The sequence below is a fragment of the Aliirhizobium wenxiniae genome (genome assembly GCF_014201355.1).
Lineage (GTDB): Bacteria > Pseudomonadota > Alphaproteobacteria > Rhizobiales > Rhizobiaceae > Neorhizobium > Neorhizobium wenxiniae.
Map to the genome: position 1 here is coordinate 753790 of NZ_JACHEG010000001.1, position 16359 is coordinate 770148.

Here is a 16359-nt window from a genome sequence, read left to right on the forward strand (position 1 = left end):
TTGTGAATTTCTGCAGAGATCCGATTGCCGCCCTGGTTCGTAGTTGATTGCAGACAAGAGCGAGGATGCTGGGATGACGCCTTTGACTGGGAGTTTAGGACGGGAAGCGAAAAGGATCGCAGTCATCGGCTCAGGCATCAGCGGCCTGTCCTGCGCATGGCTATTGTCCAAAAGCAATAATGTCACTCTTTACGAAGCCGCTGACCGGCTGGGTGGTCATGCCAATACCGTGAATGCCGAGATAGAGGGTCGCAGCATCCCGGTCGATACTGGCTTCATCGTCTATAACGAGACCAATTATCCGAACCTCGTCGCCTTGTTCGACTATCTGGACGTGCCGACGATCGCTTCGGACATGTCGTTTGCCGCATCCATGGATAATGGCGGGTTCGAATATAGCGGCACCGGCCTGAAGGGACTTCTCGGGCAGAAACGAAACATCGTCCGGCCCCGCTTCTGGTCCATGTTGCGCGACGTTCTCAAATTCTACAAACAATCACCCGCCCTTTTAGATCAGCCGGATATGCGGGAGATCACGCTTGGCGCCTATCTCCGTCAGACAGGCTACTCCGCGTCCTTTATCAACGATCACCTGATGCCGATGGGAGCCGCCATCTGGTCGACGACGGCCAAGGAAATGCATGATTACCCCCTGCATGCCTTCCTGCGTTTTTTTGTCAACCATGGCCTGCTGCGTCTCTCCGGCAGGCCGCAATGGCGAACAGTCGAAGGCGGCAGCCGGGAATATGTAACGCGACTCGCCGCCGGCTTTGGCGGGACGATCAGGCTTTCCGCTCCGGTCGCCTCGATCCGCCGCGCCGCGAACGGCGTAACGGTAACTGACACGCACGGCCATTCGGACGAATTCGATGATGTGGTAGTCGCAGCCCATGCGGATCAGGCCTTGAACATGCTGGCAGATGCCGATGACCGCGAACGGAATCTGCTTGGCGCATTCGGCTATACCCGCAACAAGGCAGTCCTGCACAGCGATCCGGCATTGATGCCAAAACACCGCAATGTCTGGTCGAGCTGGAACTATATCAGCGGCACGGAAGGCAACGGAGATCAGCAACTCTGCGTCACATACTGGATGAACAGGCTCCAGAAGCTGGACACAGCCCAGTCCCTGTTTCTCACACTCAACCCCAACCGGGAACTGCAGCCGAGACTGATCCACGGCACATATGACTATACCCACCCCCGCTTCGACACCCGCGCCCTTAAAGCCCAGCACGATCTTTGGCAGCTTCAGGGCCGCAACCACACATGGTTCTGCGGCGCCTATTTCGGCAGCGGCTTCCATGAGGACGGCCTTCAATCGGGGCTTGCCGTCGCCGAAGCGCTCGGAGGAAACCGCCGTCCATGGAGCGTCGAAAACGAATCCGGCCGCATCAGGATCGAAGAATTTCGCGAGGCTGCCGAATGAGCCTGACCTCCAGCATCTATGCCGGCACAGTCGTCCACACGAGGCTGAGGCCGAAAAAGCATAACCTGCGCTACAGCGTCTTTTCGCTGCTGCTCGATCTCGACGAACTGGCAGAGTTGGATAGCTCTCTGCGCCTGTTCGGCGTCAATCGACGAGGCCTGTTCAGCTTCTGGGAGAAGGACCATGGCGACGGCATATCGGACGGCCTCAAGGCATGGGTAACGAGCCAACTCTCGGATGCCGGGATAAATACCGATGAGCTGAACATAAGGGTCCTCTGCTATCCCCGCATTTTCGGTTACGTCTTCAATCCCCTCACCGTCTATTTCTGCTACGGCGTTAAGAGCGAACTGCGGGCCGTCATCTACGAAGTCTGCAACACCTTCCACGAACGGCATGCCTATATCATTCCAGCCGATGGCGAGGACAGCGGCCAGATAAGCCATTCCTGCAACAAGGATTTATACGTCTCGCCCTTCGTGCCGATGGATTGCCGCTACGATTTCTCGGTCAGGACACCTGCAGAGCAGGTGCGGATCGCGATCAAAGAGTCCGACGCTGACGGCATGTTTCTCTATGCGATGTTCCAGGGCAGGCACGCCCCCCTCACCGACCGCAATCTGGCGATGGCCTTTCTCAAATATCCGCTGATGACGCTCAAGGTAACGGCTGCCATCCACTGGGAGGCGCTGCGCCTATGGCTCAAGCGGGTACCCGTTCATCGTCATGCACGCGCAGCCTCACCCAGAGCCTCGACCATCGTAGCCCATACCCCACGGACGGAGACCCGCTGATGTCGGATGTCGATCACAAGATTGAACTGCCGCTGCCGTCCTTTTCCTTTCTCGAGAGAATCCTCTGCCGATGGGCCAATCGCTTGGCGGTGGGGCAACTGACGCTGCGATTTGCGAGCGGTCGTGAAGCGCGTTTCGTCGGAGAAACAAGCGGGCCGACAGCAACGATCGAATTCAGGACCATGCGCCCACTTCGTCGTCTGGCGGCGGGTGGCAGCCTCGGCTTCGCCACGTCCTATCTCGAAGGCGAATGGGAAACTCCGGATTTAGGGGCAGTGATGGATCTGGCGATTGCCAACGAGGCCCGCTGGAACAGGATGATGAAGGCAAGCCCCATGGCTGCATTCATCGCACGTATCCGCCATCGACTGAACCGCAATTCGAAGGCCGGCAGCCGTCGCAACATCGCCTACCATTACGACCTCGGCAATGCGTTCTACGGGCAGTGGCTCGATGAAACCATGACCTATTCGTCCGCCATTTTCTCCGCACCACGCGAAAATCTGGCCGATGCGCAGAAAGCCAAGTACCGGCGCATTATCGAGGAACTGAATATTGGCAAGGACGACCACGTGCTCGAGATCGGCTGCGGCTGGGGCGCCTTTGCCGAAGAGGCTATCCGCGCAACCGGATGCCGCGTCACCGGGCTGACGCTCTCGAAAGAGCAGGCCGCCTTTGCCGAAACACGACTGAGACAGGCAGGCTTTGAAGACCGCGCCGATATCCGTCTGGAAGATTATCGAGACTGCGAAGGGACATTCACCAAAATCGTTTCAATCGAAATGTTCGAGGCGGTCGGTGAGGAGAATTGGCAGACTTATTTCGACCGGGTCAAATCCCTGCTCTCTCCGAAAGGACAGGCTCTCGTCCAGGTCATCACGATCGCCGAAGAGCGGTTCGCCCATTACCGAAGCCATGCGGATTTCATCCAGGCTTATATCTTTCCAGGCGGCATGCTGCCCAGCATCACGGCGTTCGAAGCAACAGCAAGGGCCTCAGAGCTTTCGGTAGAGGATCGCTTCTGCTTCGGTCGCGATTACGAGCGGACCCTGCTTTTGTGGGACAAGGCGTTCAGAGAGAACTGGCAGAGGATAATGTCACACGGCTTCGACGAACGCTTCTTCCGCATGTGGCACTATTACCTGCAATATTGCGCTGCCGGCTTTCGCACCGGCCGCCTCGATGTCGTGCAGTTCAGGCTGGCTAGCTAAGCTTCCTTGCGAAGCATCCTGCGCGTCACAGCAAGACTGATCGGATAGGGCAAAGCGGCAAGCAGCTTCATCGCCACCTTCATCCTCCACGGGAAGACGATCTCGAAGCGACTGCTCTCAAGCCCCTTGATGATGGCGTCGGCCGCCTCGTCTTCCTTGATCAGGAAGGGCATCGGAAAATCATTCGTCTTCGTCATCGGCGTGTCGACAAAGCCGGGATTGATGACCTGCAGAACCACCCCCTCCCGTTCAAGCTGCGGCCGCAAAGCTTCGCAAAGGGTAATCAGGGCCGATTTCGTCGCGCCATAAACTCCACCACCCGGGAGGCCTATATAACCGGCAACCGAGGCTACTACCGCAATATGCCCCGCTCGTCGTGCAATCATCGGCGCCATTACCGCCTCAAGAACGTGCCCCGTGCCAACGACATTGAGATTGAACATTTCTGCCAGTTGGCCAGCGTCGAACTGGCGCGCACTTTCGCGCATATAAGCGCCGGCGGAAAACAAGGCGAGATCGATTGATCCGAGCGACTGCTCTATATTGCGCACCACTTCGCTCGATGCCCATCCATCCGTTATATCGAGAGGATAGGCTTGGATAAGACCGGGCCGCTCTGCTGCAAGTATATTGAGCTTTTCCACCGAACGGGCACTGGCAGCCACCTGCCAGCCTCGGTCCGCCAGCTTCAGCGCGACCGCGCGCCCTATGCCCGAACTTGCACCGGTAATCCAGGCAAGGCGTTTTCCTGTTATCGTTTCAGCCATGGCATCCTCTATCGAGCTCATGCTTGATACGCAGGGCTAGTGCAATTGGATCCCACCAATGGAATTTACATGACGAGAAATTTCAGCGGACGGAGACGGAGTTTTTCGGCTCTCGTTCAATGAAGCGGCGTGCCAGCAGCCAACAGCCAGCAGCCCAGGCGGCACCGGCACACCAACCACCAAGCACGTCGGTAGGATAATGAACGCCTAGATAGAGGCGCGACAAACCGATCATGAACGTCAGCAAGATCCCCGTAGCCAGAAGGAATATCCGCGTGGAGCGATATTGTTGCGCACGCGAAAGCAGTGCAGCCAGGGTAAGATAGGTAACAGCCGAAAGCATCGCATGGCCGCTCGGAAAGCTCATGTCATGAACCTCGACTAGATGCGGAACGATATCCGGACGGGGCCGCGCGACACCGAGCTTGAGGACGCTGCTAAGCACCCACCCGCCGGCGATCGAAAGAAACATGAATATCGCAATTGCCGTCTGGCGCGCCAGTAGAAGGTAGACGAAAGCAAGAACGGTCATCAGCGAAAGCACCGTAACTCCGCCAAGCGCGGTAATATCACCCACGGCATGCGTCACCCAGGAAGGAGCGATTGGCACTCCAAGATCGGTTGTCTGCCTCAGTGCAAGCAGAATTTCCTCGTCGAACGCATGTGTGTCTCCCTCAAGCACCTCTCCCGTCAGCGTCAGGAAGGCAAAAATCCCGCCTGCCATCAAGGCGAAGATGATAAGGCTTATCGGCTCGAAAGTCATAAAACGATCGATGAAACGACGACTGAATTGCTGATGCAGTGGCATGCGCTCTCGCAGGCTTGTTGAACCTTCAGTCTAGATAGGGGACAAGTGCTCTCACGCAAGAATTTGACAGGCCATTCGGCCCGTATTGACGTTTGGTACGTCCTGACGATCATCTGGCCTTACGCGAACCCGCTTGCGCTGATTCTGTTAAACCTCGACCTGAAGCCGGATGCATGCCTCGCCTCTACATGGGGAACACGAGATCAGCGGAGCGGAAAAACGGAGGATTTGATGCCGCAAACCATGCTTTCCGTATCCACCCAAGGCCAGGGCCTGTACGAATTCACGGACCAGGCTGACGCCTTCGTTCGCAACCATCATGTTGGCCAAGGGCTACTGACGGTGTTTGTCAGGCATACTTCATGTTCCTTGCTCATACAGGAAAACGCCGATCCCGACGTCCAGAGGGATCTGAAAACCTTTTTCGGTCGACTGGTGCCACCCTCCATCCATCCGGACATGAGCTGGGTCGTTCACACGACCGAGGGGCCGGATGACATGCCGGCTCATATCAAGGCCGCACTGACAGCCGTGTCGATAGGCATCCCGGTTAATGGAGGACGCCTGATGCTCGGCACATGGCAAGGCATCTATCTTTTTGAACATCGCGACCAGCCACATCGCCGCGAGATCGTTCTCCATCTTTCAACCTGATCCGGATCACCCTTTGCGGCGCTGAACCCAGCCTGAACGTACCCTTGGGGATGCGTTCAGGCTTTGGGAAATAATGTCCGATCATCGCCTGACATGGCGAAAAGAAAAACGGCTGCAACAGGAGGATCTCCCATGACCAGTTTGCTCACCAGGATCGGACTTGCCGCAATCGTCGGCCTCAGCGGTATTTCCGCCACTGCGTCCACAGCTGCCGCCTTCGAACGAGGCTTCGGCCCCAACGGAAACGGCATATACGTGCAATATTACGAACGGCATGACGATCGGGGCCGCGATTGGCGCCGCCATCATGACCGCCCCGGCTGCTCGCCAGGGCGTGCGCTCGACAAGGCGGAGCGCATGGGGCTTCGGCGCGCCCGGATTGTCGATGCCTCCCGCCGCGCCATCGTCGTCGTGGGCCGCGATCGCCATGGCCGTGACCGCGTGGTCTTCGCCAACGAACGCGGATGCCCAGTAATTCGCCGCTAGGGCAGCAGCCCGAGCCGTGACCTGGAAACCAAAAAGCCCGGCCGCATAAGCGACCGGGCTTTTTTTTGCGGGACAAGTGCCTTTCAGTCAGCTTACTGCTGCAAGGCGAAGGTCACATTGACAGTCACAGTATAGGTGCTTTCTCCGGCTGCGACCGGAACGGAATCCCCAGCCATTTCCTTTGCCATCGCCATCCGCATCATGGGCTGCGCCATAGGACGCACCGAATTTTCACTCATCTCGATGATACGGCCAAGCTTGACACCTGCGGCCTCCGTCAAAGTCTTTGCCTTGGCAAGTGCCTGAGCGACGGCTTTCTTGCGAGCTTCGGTCAAGGCAGCTTCGGGATTATCGTTGGTGAAGCTGATCTGCCCTCCTTCATTGACGCCCAGCTTGACCGACTGATCAAGGAGCGCGCCAAGCTTCGAAAGATCACGCACCCGAACGGTCAACGCGTTGCTGACCTGATAACCGACGATCTTGCCGGGATCCGAGTTTCCATCTTTTGCATCCGTCTGCTCGTGGCGTGGAAAAATCTGGAACTGGCTTGTCTGGATATCTTTCTCCTCCACACCGCGTTCACGCAGTGCACCGACTACATTGCGCATGGCGGCATTGTTGGCCGTGAGGGCCGCCTCGGCGGTCTCAGCCTGCTGCAGCACGGTCAGGGAAAGGATGGCCATATCGGGAGCAACTGCGGTCTCCCCCTCGCCTGACACGTTGATCTGAGCTTCGCGCGGTTTGCTTTCCTGAGCAAAAGCGCTGCTGGACAAGGGACCGGAAAGCACCATGGGCACGAGGAGTGCGGCATAAGCAAAATGGGAGAAAGGCTTCATCGGTTCTTCCTTGTGTTCTTCTCTAGATTTCGACCCACCCGCTCTGCAGCAGACTGAAAGCGATGGGAAAGAGGCAATTCATTGACATTACAGAACCATACCTGCAGGTTCATTGTGAAGCTATTGCGGCAACCGCTTGTGACCGGTGAAGAATTGCGTTAGAGCGAGCACCAAGGTGAGACGAACCATTGCGTCGAACCACTGCCCTAACCGGCAGGGCCTGTAGCTCAATGGTTAGAGCCGGCGGCTCATAACCGCTTGGTTGGGGGTTCGAGTCCCTCCGGGCCCACCATTCTGTATTTTTTGCGTTATTTCCTCTACGCCTCGCGACCACAGCATCTGCAAACACGACAACAAATCACATGTATTTGACAATCGTGATATTCGGGCGCAGCATTCGGTCGGTTCGGATAATGCCTTCATCTTTGTTGTGGCCCTGAGGGTCGTTTCGCGAGGGGGACATGTCGGGCGTCATCGATACCGATCTCGTGAACATGACAGGCCGTACCGCCTATCTCGCAGGCGCGATGGAGCGTTCGCCGCTGCCCTATATCGATGTGTCAGGCTCGCGCTTCGGCAGCCGTGATTTCCGTCTGCGCGTCGAAGGAAGCTTAATTGGAGATGCTTTCTTCACGCGTCTTTTCCTGAACCAGGTCGAACTCAAGCGACTGGATGGCGATATTGCCCGGCACCCGAGCGGTATGTTGCTAATCGCGCTCCTGCAGAACGGCAGCTATGACCAGAATTTCGCCTATCACGCACCATTTTTGCAGACCGGTCCCGGCCACATCCTGATGCTTGATCTGGATGCACCGCAAAGCGTCACCTTTGCGCGGTTTTCCGTTGTCACCTGCGCCTATGTTCCGAGGCGGCATTTCGAACCGTTTATCGGGCCGGAGCCGATCCTCAAGCCGGTCATGATCAGGCCGGACAACGAATTGCATGGCCTGCTCACATCCTGCTTTCTCTCCTGCGCAGCGCTGCATGACCCTACAGCCATCACGGGACAGGCCGCGCTGCAGACGCTGACTCGGCTTGCGATGGTGGCCTACGGACTGGACGCGCGCTCCTGCGATGAACTCCGCACCTCGCTGCTCGAAGCGCGCCGAGCAAGAGCACAATTGTTCATCGCACTACGATGCCCGACCCCGGCCTCAATGCACGGAAGGTCGCGGATCACCTCGCCATCTCGTTGCGCTCGCTGCATCTGGCCTTCGAACCGACCGGCATCAGCGTTTCAGCCGTCATCATGAAGGCACGCCTGACCCAGGCCATGCAGTCCCTTCGGCATTTCCCGCAACGATCAGTCCTTGACGTGGCGCTGGACAGCGGATTCAACAATCTCGCAACCTTTTATCGCGCCTTCGGCCGCCAATTCGGCAATCCGCCCGGCACCCATCGCGTCCCACCACCCAAGAACCGCTGCGATTGAACGATTTTCGCAATCTTGGAGCCACGCTTACGCTGCGTGAGAAGAACACTGGCTCGCTATGCCGCATAACCGCAACAGATGCCGATTGTAACGGCAAACGCGGAGGGTTCGGCGTGTCGGGTTCCTACATCTTGAGTGCTGGCGGCACTGGTTTTGTCTTCGGCACCAGCCTGATCTTTTCGATAGGCCCGCAAAACCTCTATCTGATCAGGGCCGGCGCGCTGACAAAGGCGCCACTCCTGATCGCCACTGTCGGCTATCTCTCGGAATTCCTGCTGGTCACGGCCGGCCTCGTGTCGGTCGGCGCAGTCATCCGGATCGCCCCTGTTGTTGACGATATGCTTCGCCTGCTTGGTATCGGCTTTCTCCTCTGGTGCGGGCTGTCGTCGCTGTTGAAACGAAGGACGGATGCTCTGTCGCAAACCGTTGGCGTCACGACGACAACACGGGCGCTGTCGTCCATGCTCGCCGTTACGTGGCTCAATCCCCTCGTTTATATAGAGATCGTCTTCCTCACTGGCGCCATGGCAGCGAGTTTCGAACAGGAACTTCGCCTCTGGTTCGCGGCGGGCTTTCTGGCCGCCTCTGCGCTCCGCTTCTATGGCTGGGCGCTGATGGGTCGCCTGTTGCAGCACTGGCTGGCCAGTCCCCGCAACCAGCGCCTTTTCGATATCGCCGCAGGCCTGTTCCTTATCGCCTCTGCGGCACTCCTCGTCCGCCAGCTTTATCTTTTCCGCAACTAGGATGATGCTGCCGACGCCAGCTTTGGGTTCTTCAGTAACCGGAAGATCGTCTCCCAGACTCCGCAGATCATTGCCATAGAGCGCGACGGCAACGGTGCTACCGCAATTTCCTATTCGAGTTGGGCAATCCAGCTTGCGGAAGCCGCTGCCACCGCGGCCTATGCGAAGATCAACATCTGGGACGTTTGGCTGGCGCTGATCACCGCCCGTCTATGCCTTGGTTGTCTCGTCGTCATCCTCTCAATGGCTTTCAAGCGATATGCAACGCCGGAACCATTGACTTGAGCACCATGCATGACACCTTCCTTCGGGCTCAATCAGCAGGCAGGGGCTTCGGCATGGCAGCAGACGCAACGGCAATCAGCACGGATATCGTGGCAAAACTTACCGATGCGATTGAAAACCTCGATTCAATCCCCTCGGACGAAATTCTGGTCGTACTCAACGAGGCTCTGGATGTAATTCGCGAGCTGGTTCATATGCTCGACGAGGCGCAGACGCCGTAATCCGTAGGTTAGAACTCTGGAAACCGCCTGGCCTTCCATTGGCTGCGCGGCACCGCTCCACCGACTTCGAAGCCGAAGGACACCACCTTCGTCGCGCCGTCGTCAATCTCGCAGCGAAAACGCACGTCATACCATTGCGCACTGGCGCGGAAGGCCGCGCTGCGGATATCGAGAACGTTTCCCTGAGGCAGCGAATAGGACGGCAGGATTTCAGGCTGATAGGCAGGAGAACCGTGCCGCAACTGTTCCCTTAATTCCGTGGTGCAGAGCTGGCTCGCCCGTACGCCGCGCGGAATATTGGCCATCGCCGTCGTCGCCGAGGCATCCGACGTATCTGTCTGCGAGAACAGCCGCTTGGCCTCCTTCATAGGCTTGGCCTTCGAAGCTTCATCCCCGACAGGCTTTTCCTTCTCTGGCGGCCTCTCCACCGGCTCTGCCGCAATATCGGCAAGGATGCCTTCGATCGTACCGTCATCGCTGGTTGCGAGCGGATTTGCATTGGCCGTTTCAAGAGAAGGCGGCGCCACATCCTGTGGCAGGGCCGGTGCAGCTGCCCCGGCCTCGGCCTTTACCTCAGGTTCGGCTTCGCTTGCCGCTGCCTCGCTCGTCTCTTCGGCTGCCTCTGCCGGGATTTCGGGATCCCGATCCTCGGCTTTCGCAACCTCCCCCTCCTCGGCTGCATTGCCGTCGGGAGAAACGCCCGATCCCTTGCTGTCTTCTCCGAACTCGAACACCGGGCGAAGAACCGGCAACGGACGGCCGTTCGCCTCCTGCTGCTCGTTGTTCTGCGTCTGGTCCGCGGAGGCGGGCTCGGATGGCGGCGCCTGTGGCGGCTCCTCGCTCGCCTGCTCTTCAGGCGGCGGTGACGGCTCTGCAGGTGGCGGCTGTTCGGCTTCCACCTTTTCCTCTGGTGCTGGCGGAGGCGGAGGAGGAGGCGGCTCGGCTTTGGCCTCCTCGGCGGGTTTGTTTTCTGGCTCTGGTGGCGGCGGCGCCTGCTGCTCTTCCGGCTTCTGTTCCGGCATGGTCAGGTTCAGGGCCTGCTCCTGTTCGGCAGGTTTTTCCTCGGCCGGTTGCTCTTCCGGCGGTGGCACGATCTCGACCGAAACGCTTTCTTCCTGGGGTTGCGGCATCTCGGCGGCAGGAAGACGCACGAACAGGGCCACTGCGATGATGACATGCAGGGCAATGGAAGCGGCAATGCCTCCATAAAGCTTGTGACGCGGCTTTCGTGATCCTTCCTGCATGCCACCGATGTAGGATGAAAGAGCGGCAGTATGAAGTCCCTGCTGCCCATGGCGAACAACAAAAAGCCCGGCAGACTTTCATCTGCCGGGCAATATGCCGATAATTTGAAGAGCGTGCCGAAAGCCTTAGCTGTCGAGGAACGACCGCAGCTTGCGGGAACGGCTCGGATGCTTCAGCTTGCGAAGCGCCTTCGCTTCGATCTGACGGATACGCTCGCGGGTAACCGAGAACTGCTGGCCGACTTCTTCCAGCGTATGGTCCGTATTCATGCCGATGCCGAAACGCATGCGCAGCACGCGCTCTTCACGCGGGGTGAGCGATGCCAGAACGCGGGTCGTCGTTTCGCGAAGGTTCGCCTGAATGGCGGCGTCGATCGGCAGAAGCGCGTTCTTGTCCTCGATGAAGTCACCCAGATGCGAATCTTCTTCGTCACCCACCGGGGTTTCGAGCGATATCGGCTCCTTGGCAATTTTCAGGACCTTGCGGACCTTTTCGAGCGGCATAGCCAGCTTTTCAGCCAGTTCTTCCGGCGTCGGTTCGCGGCCGATCTCGTGCAGCATCTGGCGCGAGGTACGAACGATCTTGTTGATCGTTTCGATCATGTGCACCGGAATACGGATCGTGCGGGCCTGGTCGGCGATCGAACGGGTGATCGCCTGACGAATCCACCATGTCGCATAGGTCGAGAACTTGTAACCGCGGCGATACTCGAACTTATCGACCGCCTTCATCAGGCCGATATTGCCTTCCTGAATGAGATCGAGGAACTGCAGGCCGCGGTTCGTGTACTTCTTGGCGATGGAAATGACGAGGCGAAGGTTGGCTTCAACCATCTCCTTCTTGGCGATGCGCGCTTCACGCTCGCCCTTCTGTACCATCGACACGATACGACGGAATTCGGCAACGGAAATGCCGGTTTCTGTCGCAAGGTTCTGGATCTCCGAGCGGATATCAGAGATCGTGCGAATTTCGGCCTTCGCAAACTCTTTCCAGCCCTTGGCTGCAAGGTTGCCGATCGTCTCCATCCAGTTCGGATCAAGCTCTGCACCCTGATACTGCTCAAGGAAGCTGTCACGCTTGACGCCATAGGATTCCGCCAGACGCAACAGGCGGCCTTCGTTCTGCATCAGACGCTTGGAAATATCGTAGAGCTGCTCGACAAGGCTATCAACGCGGTTCTGATTGAGCGACAGTGACTTAACTGCCGTGATCAGCTCGTCCTTCAGCTCCTTGTAGCGCTTTTCCTGGCCAGAGGACAGCGTGCCCGAACAGGAGAGATGCGCCTCGACCTGCTGGTCCTGAAGCTTGCGCAGCTTCTTGTAGGTGTCAGCGATCAGATCGAGCGTTTCCATGACCTGCGGACGCAGTTCCGCTTCCATGGCAGCAAGGGACAGGCTCGACTCATCGTCGTCCTCCTCCTCTTCCTCCATCGGCATCTCGCCGCCAACCGACGTGATATCGTCGTCATTGGCAGCAGACATGCGGGCCTTGCGGCTCTTTTCCTTCTCTTCGGCAGCCTTGCGGTCGGCCTCGATCTTTTCTGGGCTCTGGAACTGCGGCGCCGCCTTGGCTTCCGGACCGGAATAGGTCGTTTCGAGATCGATGATCTCGCGCAGCAGGGTCGTGCCTTCGTTGAGTTCGTCGCGCCAGATGATCAATGCCTGGAAGGTCAGCGGGCTTTCGCAGAGGCCACCGATCATGGTTTCGCGGCCGGCCTCGATGCGCTTCGCAATCGCGATTTCGCCTTCGCGCGACAGAAGCTCGACCGATCCCATTTCGCGCAGATACATGCGCACCGGATCGTCGGTTCGGTCGGTCGGCTCTTTCTTCTTGACGGTCGCAACAGCCGTGCCACCGGACGTCGCCAGTTCGCCGCTTTCGCTTTCGTTGTCGTCGCCATCGGAGCTGTCATCGTCGTCGCGACCGGCGCCGTCCTCGGCCTCCTCGTCCTCGACCACGTTGATGCCCATGTCGGACAGCATCGCCATCGTGTCTTCGATCTGCTCGGAGGTTACTTCCTCGGATGGGAGAACCGAATTCAGCTCGTCCATGGTCACATAGCCGCGCTTCTTCGCGGCCTTGATCATCTTCTTGACCGCGTCATCAGAAAGATCGAGAAGCGGACCGTCATGCGAGGCTTCGCGTTCGTTCTCGGCTTCTTCGTTTTCTTTGACTTTTGTTGCCATGTATTTCGTCACTTTCCCTGAACGCCACTGCGCCGCACCAGATGGGCCACGTTGATGGCTGGCGGTTGAAGGCTTCATACCCTAACCGCGAATCACTTGCCCACTCGTAACGGAATGACCTTTAATTCCGAATTACCACAGACGACTGTTCCGCACAGAACAAACGCCCCGGATTGCCGGTAGTACCGACACGATCGACCCAATCCGCCTAACTTGCCTTGAAATGGTGATTCCCACAAATTAACGATCCGTCAAGCTTTTCCCCGAGATTTACACCGGAAAATTGGAAAAAGACGCGTTACACCTGCCCGTGCCAGGCATGTTCACCAGTTTCGTCGAATATGTAGGCAGGCTTTCCCATAAGACAAGGGCCAACCAAAATGCAAGAGGGCGAGACTGCACGGAAGCAAAAAACTGGATAAACAGAAGAGCTTCTATGACTCTCCAGTAGTTTGCCTCCAATGCCCGGTCCTTCGAGCATTCAGTGACTGACCGCGGCACCTTTCACTCGCCCCGAAAGCACTCCGAAACCATCGATAATCGCTTCCTGTGCTTCCAGCCGGGTAATTTCATTCTGGATCTCGAGAAGCGCCCTCAAGAGAATTTCCCCACGCTCCTCCTCGTCGCCGGTAAGCTCCTCAATTTCGCGCCGCAGCTCCATTTTCTGCAGGCGAAGCTCCTTGTTGCGCGAATGCAGCGCCCGCGTCTGGCGATAGGCGTGCAATGCATCTTGAGGATCAGCCTCCTCCGTCGCCGTCCAGAGCCGGGCATTGCGCACCTGTTGGTTCATAGCCGAAAGCAGATCGGAAAACCCTTCAGCGACAAGCCCTTCACGAACCGCCTCAACAGAGAGCTTTGTCCCGAGTTGACCGACAATCGAGAGCAGCGATGACCAAAACCGTTGCAGATCCTTGTTTTCGAAATCGACAGATGAAATCTCGTCGTATTCGTCGAGCAGCAATTGCGGATGGTTTGCGATCGTTAGCGCCAGCACGGTTTCGCGCAGCGCGGGGCGCGCCTGCGAAGAAAGCTTCAGCATCTGGTTCAGCCTTGCACTTCCCGCCGTTCCGCTTTCGATCATCGCTCCGGCCACGACCGATCCGCCTTGCGGTGCCCCGCCGCGCCCAGCCTTACGCCCGGGGCCGGCAGTATTGTTACGCTGAAAATTCTGGCGACGCTCCCCGCCTGTCCCACCCAACGGGCTGAAGAAGGCACCGAGCCTGCCGCGAATATCCTGCTGATAGTGGTAACGCACACTCTCATCGCCGATCACCGAGATGATCTGCTTCAACCGGGCATCGAGTTCAGCCCGCCGCTCAGGCGTATCGAAGACGGAGCCCGCGGTCTCACGCTGCCAGATCATGTCGACGAGCGGTCGCGCCTCCGACAGTACCCTGTCGAATGGCTCCCTGCCCTCGTTTTTCACCAGATCGTCCGGATCTTTGCCATCGGGAAGAAGCGCGAAACTGACCGACTTTCCGGGCTTGATCGCCGGCAAGGCAAGATCCGCCGCACGATTGGCCGCACGGATACCGGCGCCATCGCCATCGAAGCAAAGTACCGGCTGCGGACTTACCTTCCAGAGAAGATCGAGCTGGTTTTCCGTCAGCGCCGTGCCAAGCGGTGCCACGGCATTTTCGACGCCGGCCTGATAAAGCGCGATCACGTCCATATAGCCTTCAACGGCAATCAGCGTGCCGCTCTGCTTCCGGTCACCTGCCGCCTGCGCTGCCCGTCTTGCGCGCGCAAAATTGTAGAGCACCTGCCCCTTGTGAAAGAGTTCGGTATCCGGCGAGTTCATGTATTTCGCCATCGCATCCGCAGCCATGGCACGGCCGCCGAAGGCAATAACCTTTTCGCGCGACGACAGGATCGGGAACATGATGCGATCACGGAAATAGTCGTAGGAGACAGGGATATCCGATCCATGGCGAACAAGACCGCAAGCCTCAATCTGCTCCTTCGGCACACCCTTCCCCGCAAGATACTCTTTAAGAGCATTGCGGCTTTCGGGCGCATAGCCCAGACGGAACGTCTCGATCGTCCGACCGGTCAATCCGCGATCACGAAGATAGGCTCTCGCCTTGGCGCCATTGGCGCTCTGCAACTGGTCCTGAAAATAGAGTGTCGCCATTTCCATGACGTCCTGCAGCGAAGTCCGCTCCTTCTCGCGCTTCTCCATCTGCGGATCAGGCTGCGGCATCGCAACGCCGGCAAGATCAGCGATCTGCTGCACGGCCTCGGGAAAACTCAGCCCCTCAAGGTCTGTCAGGAAGCGGAAATGGTCACCCGAGACACCGCAACCGAAGCAATGATATCGCCCCTTGCGGTCCTCACAATGAAAGCTCGGGCTTTTCTCGCCATGGAACGGGCAGCAGGCCCAATAATCCCCGCGCGATACATTCGTTTTGCGCCGATCCCACGTCACACGTCTGCCGATCACCGTGGAGATCAGCACGCGGTCGCGTATCTCGTCTAGGAACGTGTTTGAAAAGCGCATGTCTACTCATATAGGCAGAAGTCACGGGCTGCACCACGGCCAAGATGTTTCTTGCCCGGTATTCACAGCCCTTTGTAAAACGATTGCGGCGCCCGCAGGCGCCGCGATGCCTCAATTCGGCAGTCCCGACCTTAGCTGAGCTTTGCCTTGATGACGCCGGAAGCCTTGGCAAAATCCATCTGGCCGGCATAGCGCTCGCGCAAAATAGCCATGACCTTGCCCATGTCCTTCATTCCGGCAGCGCCGATCTCGGCAACGACGGCTGCGACAATCTCGTCGACCTTTTCATCGGAAAGCTGCTCCGGCATGAAGGTCTTGAGCACGTCAATCTCTTCGCGTTCCTGCGTAGCAAGCTCTGCGCGTCCGGCATCCTCATAGATTTTCGCCGACTCTTCGCGCTGCTTCACCATCTTCTGCAGGATCTGCAGGATTTCATCGTCAGTGGCGGCATCCTTGCCGACGCCGCGATTGGCGATGTCGCGATCCTTGACCGCGCTCTGGATCAGGCGAACGGTGGAAAGCCGCCGGCTGTCCTTCGCCTTCATCGCTTCCTTCATCGTTTCTGTGAGCTTTTCGCGCATCATCTCAGGTGTTCTCCGTCATGGCGGGCACGATCGTCCCGCAGCGCCCATGTAAGGGCCGTTGACGGCGGTGATAGATCACGCAGAGAAGCCGATCAATCTTTTCCGGCTTTCACCTGCCGATTGAGGGCGATTCTTTAACGGATGAGATTGACCGCGCCTTAGCCTTTGTTTATTTTCC

General features: G+C 58.1%; 16 protein-coding genes and 1 tRNA gene. 10 read left to right on the top strand and 7 right to left on the bottom strand.

Annotation, left to right across the window (positions count from 1 at the left end; all coding sequences use genetic code 11):
- The first annotated feature begins 73 nt into the window (after window positions 1-73).
- Genes HNQ72_RS03690 through HNQ72_RS03700 form a run of 3 tightly spaced genes read left to right on the top strand, consistent with a single transcriptional unit; the run spans window position 74 to window position 3434 of the window.
- The gene (locus HNQ72_RS03690; RefSeq protein ID WP_183989613.1) at window positions 74-1429 is read left to right on the top strand and encodes an NAD(P)/FAD-dependent oxidoreductase; all 1356 of its coding nucleotides are present in this window, start codon (window positions 74-76) and stop codon (window positions 1427-1429) included.
- Window positions 1426-2223: a DUF1365 domain-containing protein gene (locus tag HNQ72_RS03695; protein WP_183989615.1), complete on the top strand. Its 798-nt coding sequence runs from the start codon at window positions 1426-1428 to the stop codon at window positions 2221-2223. The genes HNQ72_RS03690 and HNQ72_RS03695 overlap by 4 nt, the downstream gene beginning before the upstream one ends.
- Complete coding sequence (locus tag HNQ72_RS03700) at window positions 2223-3434, top strand: SAM-dependent methyltransferase (RefSeq protein ID WP_183989617.1); 1212 nt, start codon at window positions 2223-2225, stop codon at window positions 3432-3434. Before HNQ72_RS03695 ends, HNQ72_RS03700 begins: the two co-directional genes overlap by 1 nt.
- Here the strand turns inward: HNQ72_RS03700 and HNQ72_RS03705 are convergent.
- The gene (locus HNQ72_RS03705) at window positions 3431-4201 is read right to left on the bottom strand and encodes an SDR family NAD(P)-dependent oxidoreductase (protein ID WP_183989619.1); all 771 of its coding nucleotides are present in this window, start codon (window positions 4199-4201) and stop codon (window positions 3431-3433) included. The genes HNQ72_RS03700 and HNQ72_RS03705 overlap by 4 nt on opposite strands.
- Before the next feature lie 82 nt (window positions 4202-4283).
- A complete protein-coding gene (locus HNQ72_RS03710; protein WP_183989621.1) occupies window positions 4284-5009 on the bottom strand; it encodes a phosphatase PAP2 family protein in 726 nt (241 codons plus the stop codon).
- 231 nt (window positions 5010-5240) lie between these two features.
- On the opposite strand from HNQ72_RS03710, the gene HNQ72_RS03715 reads away from it, so the two are divergent.
- Window positions 5241-5663: a secondary thiamine-phosphate synthase enzyme YjbQ gene (locus HNQ72_RS03715; protein WP_183991278.1), complete on the top strand. Its 423-nt coding sequence runs from the start codon at window positions 5241-5243 to the stop codon at window positions 5661-5663.
- A 132-nt stretch (window positions 5664-5795) separates the two neighbouring features.
- A complete protein-coding gene (locus HNQ72_RS03720; protein WP_183989623.1) occupies window positions 5796-6149 on the top strand; it encodes a hypothetical protein in 354 nt (117 codons plus the stop codon).
- 92 nt (window positions 6150-6241) lie between these two features.
- On the opposite strand, the gene HNQ72_RS03725 is transcribed toward HNQ72_RS03720, so the two are convergent.
- The gene (locus tag HNQ72_RS03725; RefSeq protein ID WP_183989625.1) at window positions 6242-6985 is read right to left on the bottom strand and encodes an SIMPL domain-containing protein; all 744 of its coding nucleotides are present in this window, start codon (window positions 6983-6985) and stop codon (window positions 6242-6244) included.
- A 216-nt stretch (window positions 6986-7201) separates the two neighbouring features.
- Here HNQ72_RS03725 and HNQ72_RS03730 point away from each other — a divergent pair.
- From HNQ72_RS03730 to HNQ72_RS03750, 5 genes are all read left to right on the top strand, one after another.
- A tRNA-Ile gene (locus tag HNQ72_RS03730) sits at window positions 7202-7277 on the top strand.
- A gap of 169 nt (window positions 7278-7446) precedes the next feature.
- A complete protein-coding gene (locus HNQ72_RS03735; protein WP_183989627.1) occupies window positions 7447-8238 on the top strand; it encodes a hypothetical protein in 792 nt (263 codons plus the stop codon).
- A complete protein-coding gene (locus HNQ72_RS03740) occupies window positions 8124-8417 on the top strand; it encodes a helix-turn-helix transcriptional regulator (protein WP_244654279.1) in 294 nt (97 codons plus the stop codon). The genes HNQ72_RS03735 and HNQ72_RS03740 overlap by 115 nt, the downstream gene beginning before the upstream one ends.
- Complete coding sequence (locus HNQ72_RS03745) at window positions 8414-9160, top strand: LysE/ArgO family amino acid transporter (protein ID WP_183989631.1); 747 nt, start codon at window positions 8414-8416, stop codon at window positions 9158-9160. The genes HNQ72_RS03740 and HNQ72_RS03745 overlap by 4 nt, the downstream gene beginning before the upstream one ends.
- A 338-nt stretch (window positions 9161-9498) precedes the next feature.
- Window positions 9499-9666, top strand: coding sequence for a hypothetical protein (locus HNQ72_RS03750; protein WP_183989633.1), 168 nt, complete (start codon window positions 9499-9501; stop codon window positions 9664-9666).
- Between the two features lie 8 nt (window positions 9667-9674).
- Here HNQ72_RS03750 and HNQ72_RS03755 read toward each other — a convergent pair whose 3' ends face one another.
- From HNQ72_RS03755 to HNQ72_RS03770, 4 genes are all read right to left on the bottom strand, one after another.
- Window positions 9675-10910 carry a DUF930 domain-containing protein gene (locus HNQ72_RS03755; protein WP_183989635.1) on the bottom strand — a complete coding sequence of 412 codons (1236 nt, stop codon included), beginning with the start codon at window positions 10908-10910 and terminating at the stop codon, window positions 9675-9677.
- A 126-nt stretch (window positions 10911-11036) separates the two neighbouring features.
- On the bottom strand, window positions 11037-13097 hold the full coding sequence (rpoD, locus tag HNQ72_RS03760) for an RNA polymerase sigma factor RpoD (protein ID WP_183989636.1): 2061 nt from the start codon (window positions 13095-13097) through the stop codon (window positions 11037-11039).
- A gap of 481 nt (window positions 13098-13578) precedes the next feature.
- The gene (gene dnaG, locus HNQ72_RS03765) at window positions 13579-15597 is read right to left on the bottom strand and encodes a DNA primase (protein WP_183989638.1); all 2019 of its coding nucleotides are present in this window, start codon (window positions 15595-15597) and stop codon (window positions 13579-13581) included.
- Window positions 15598-15728: 131 nt separating this feature from the next.
- Window positions 15729-16181 carry a GatB/YqeY domain-containing protein gene (locus tag HNQ72_RS03770; RefSeq protein ID WP_183989640.1) on the bottom strand — a complete coding sequence of 151 codons (453 nt, stop codon included), beginning with the start codon at window positions 16179-16181 and terminating at the stop codon, window positions 15729-15731.
- Window positions 16182-16359 lie beyond the last annotated feature (178 nt).

Bases quoted from the DNA above. Each gene is read 5' to 3' on its own strand.
- HNQ72_RS03740 (WP_244654279.1), top strand. From the start codon at position 8,124: ATGCCCGACCCCGGCCTCAATGCACGGAAGGTCGCGGATCACCTCGCC.
- dnaG (WP_183989638.1), bottom strand. From the start codon at position 15,597: ATGCGCTTTTCAAACACGTTCCTAGACGAGATACGCGACCGCGTGCTG.
- HNQ72_RS03695 (WP_183989615.1), top strand. From the start codon at position 1,426: ATGAGCCTGACCTCCAGCATCTATGCCGGCACAGTCGTCCACACGAGG.
- HNQ72_RS03690 (WP_183989613.1), top strand. From the start codon at position 74: ATGACGCCTTTGACTGGGAGTTTAGGACGGGAAGCGAAAAGGATCGCA.
- HNQ72_RS03735 (WP_183989627.1), top strand. From the start codon at position 7,447: ATGTCGGGCGTCATCGATACCGATCTCGTGAACATGACAGGCCGTACC.
- HNQ72_RS03715 (WP_183991278.1), top strand. From the start codon at position 5,241: ATGCCGCAAACCATGCTTTCCGTATCCACCCAAGGCCAGGGCCTGTAC.
- HNQ72_RS03750 (WP_183989633.1), top strand. From the start codon at position 9,499: ATGGCAGCAGACGCAACGGCAATCAGCACGGATATCGTGGCAAAACTT.
- HNQ72_RS03705 (WP_183989619.1), bottom strand. From the start codon at position 4,201: ATGGCTGAAACGATAACAGGAAAACGCCTTGCCTGGATTACCGGTGCA.
- HNQ72_RS03770 (WP_183989640.1), bottom strand. From the start codon at position 16,181: ATGATGCGCGAAAAGCTCACAGAAACGATGAAGGAAGCGATGAAGGCG.
- HNQ72_RS03725 (WP_183989625.1), bottom strand. From the start codon at position 6,985: ATGAAGCCTTTCTCCCATTTTGCTTATGCCGCACTCCTCGTGCCCATG.
- HNQ72_RS03710 (WP_183989621.1), bottom strand. From the start codon at position 5,009: ATGCCACTGCATCAGCAATTCAGTCGTCGTTTCATCGATCGTTTTATG.
- HNQ72_RS03755 (WP_183989635.1), bottom strand. From the start codon at position 10,910: ATGCAGGAAGGATCACGAAAGCCGCGTCACAAGCTTTATGGAGGCATT.
- rpoD (WP_183989636.1), bottom strand. From the start codon at position 13,097: ATGGCAACAAAAGTCAAAGAAAACGAAGAAGCCGAGAACGAACGCGAA.
- HNQ72_RS03700 (WP_183989617.1), top strand. From the start codon at position 2,223: ATGTCGGATGTCGATCACAAGATTGAACTGCCGCTGCCGTCCTTTTCC.
- HNQ72_RS03720 (WP_183989623.1), top strand. From the start codon at position 5,796: ATGACCAGTTTGCTCACCAGGATCGGACTTGCCGCAATCGTCGGCCTC.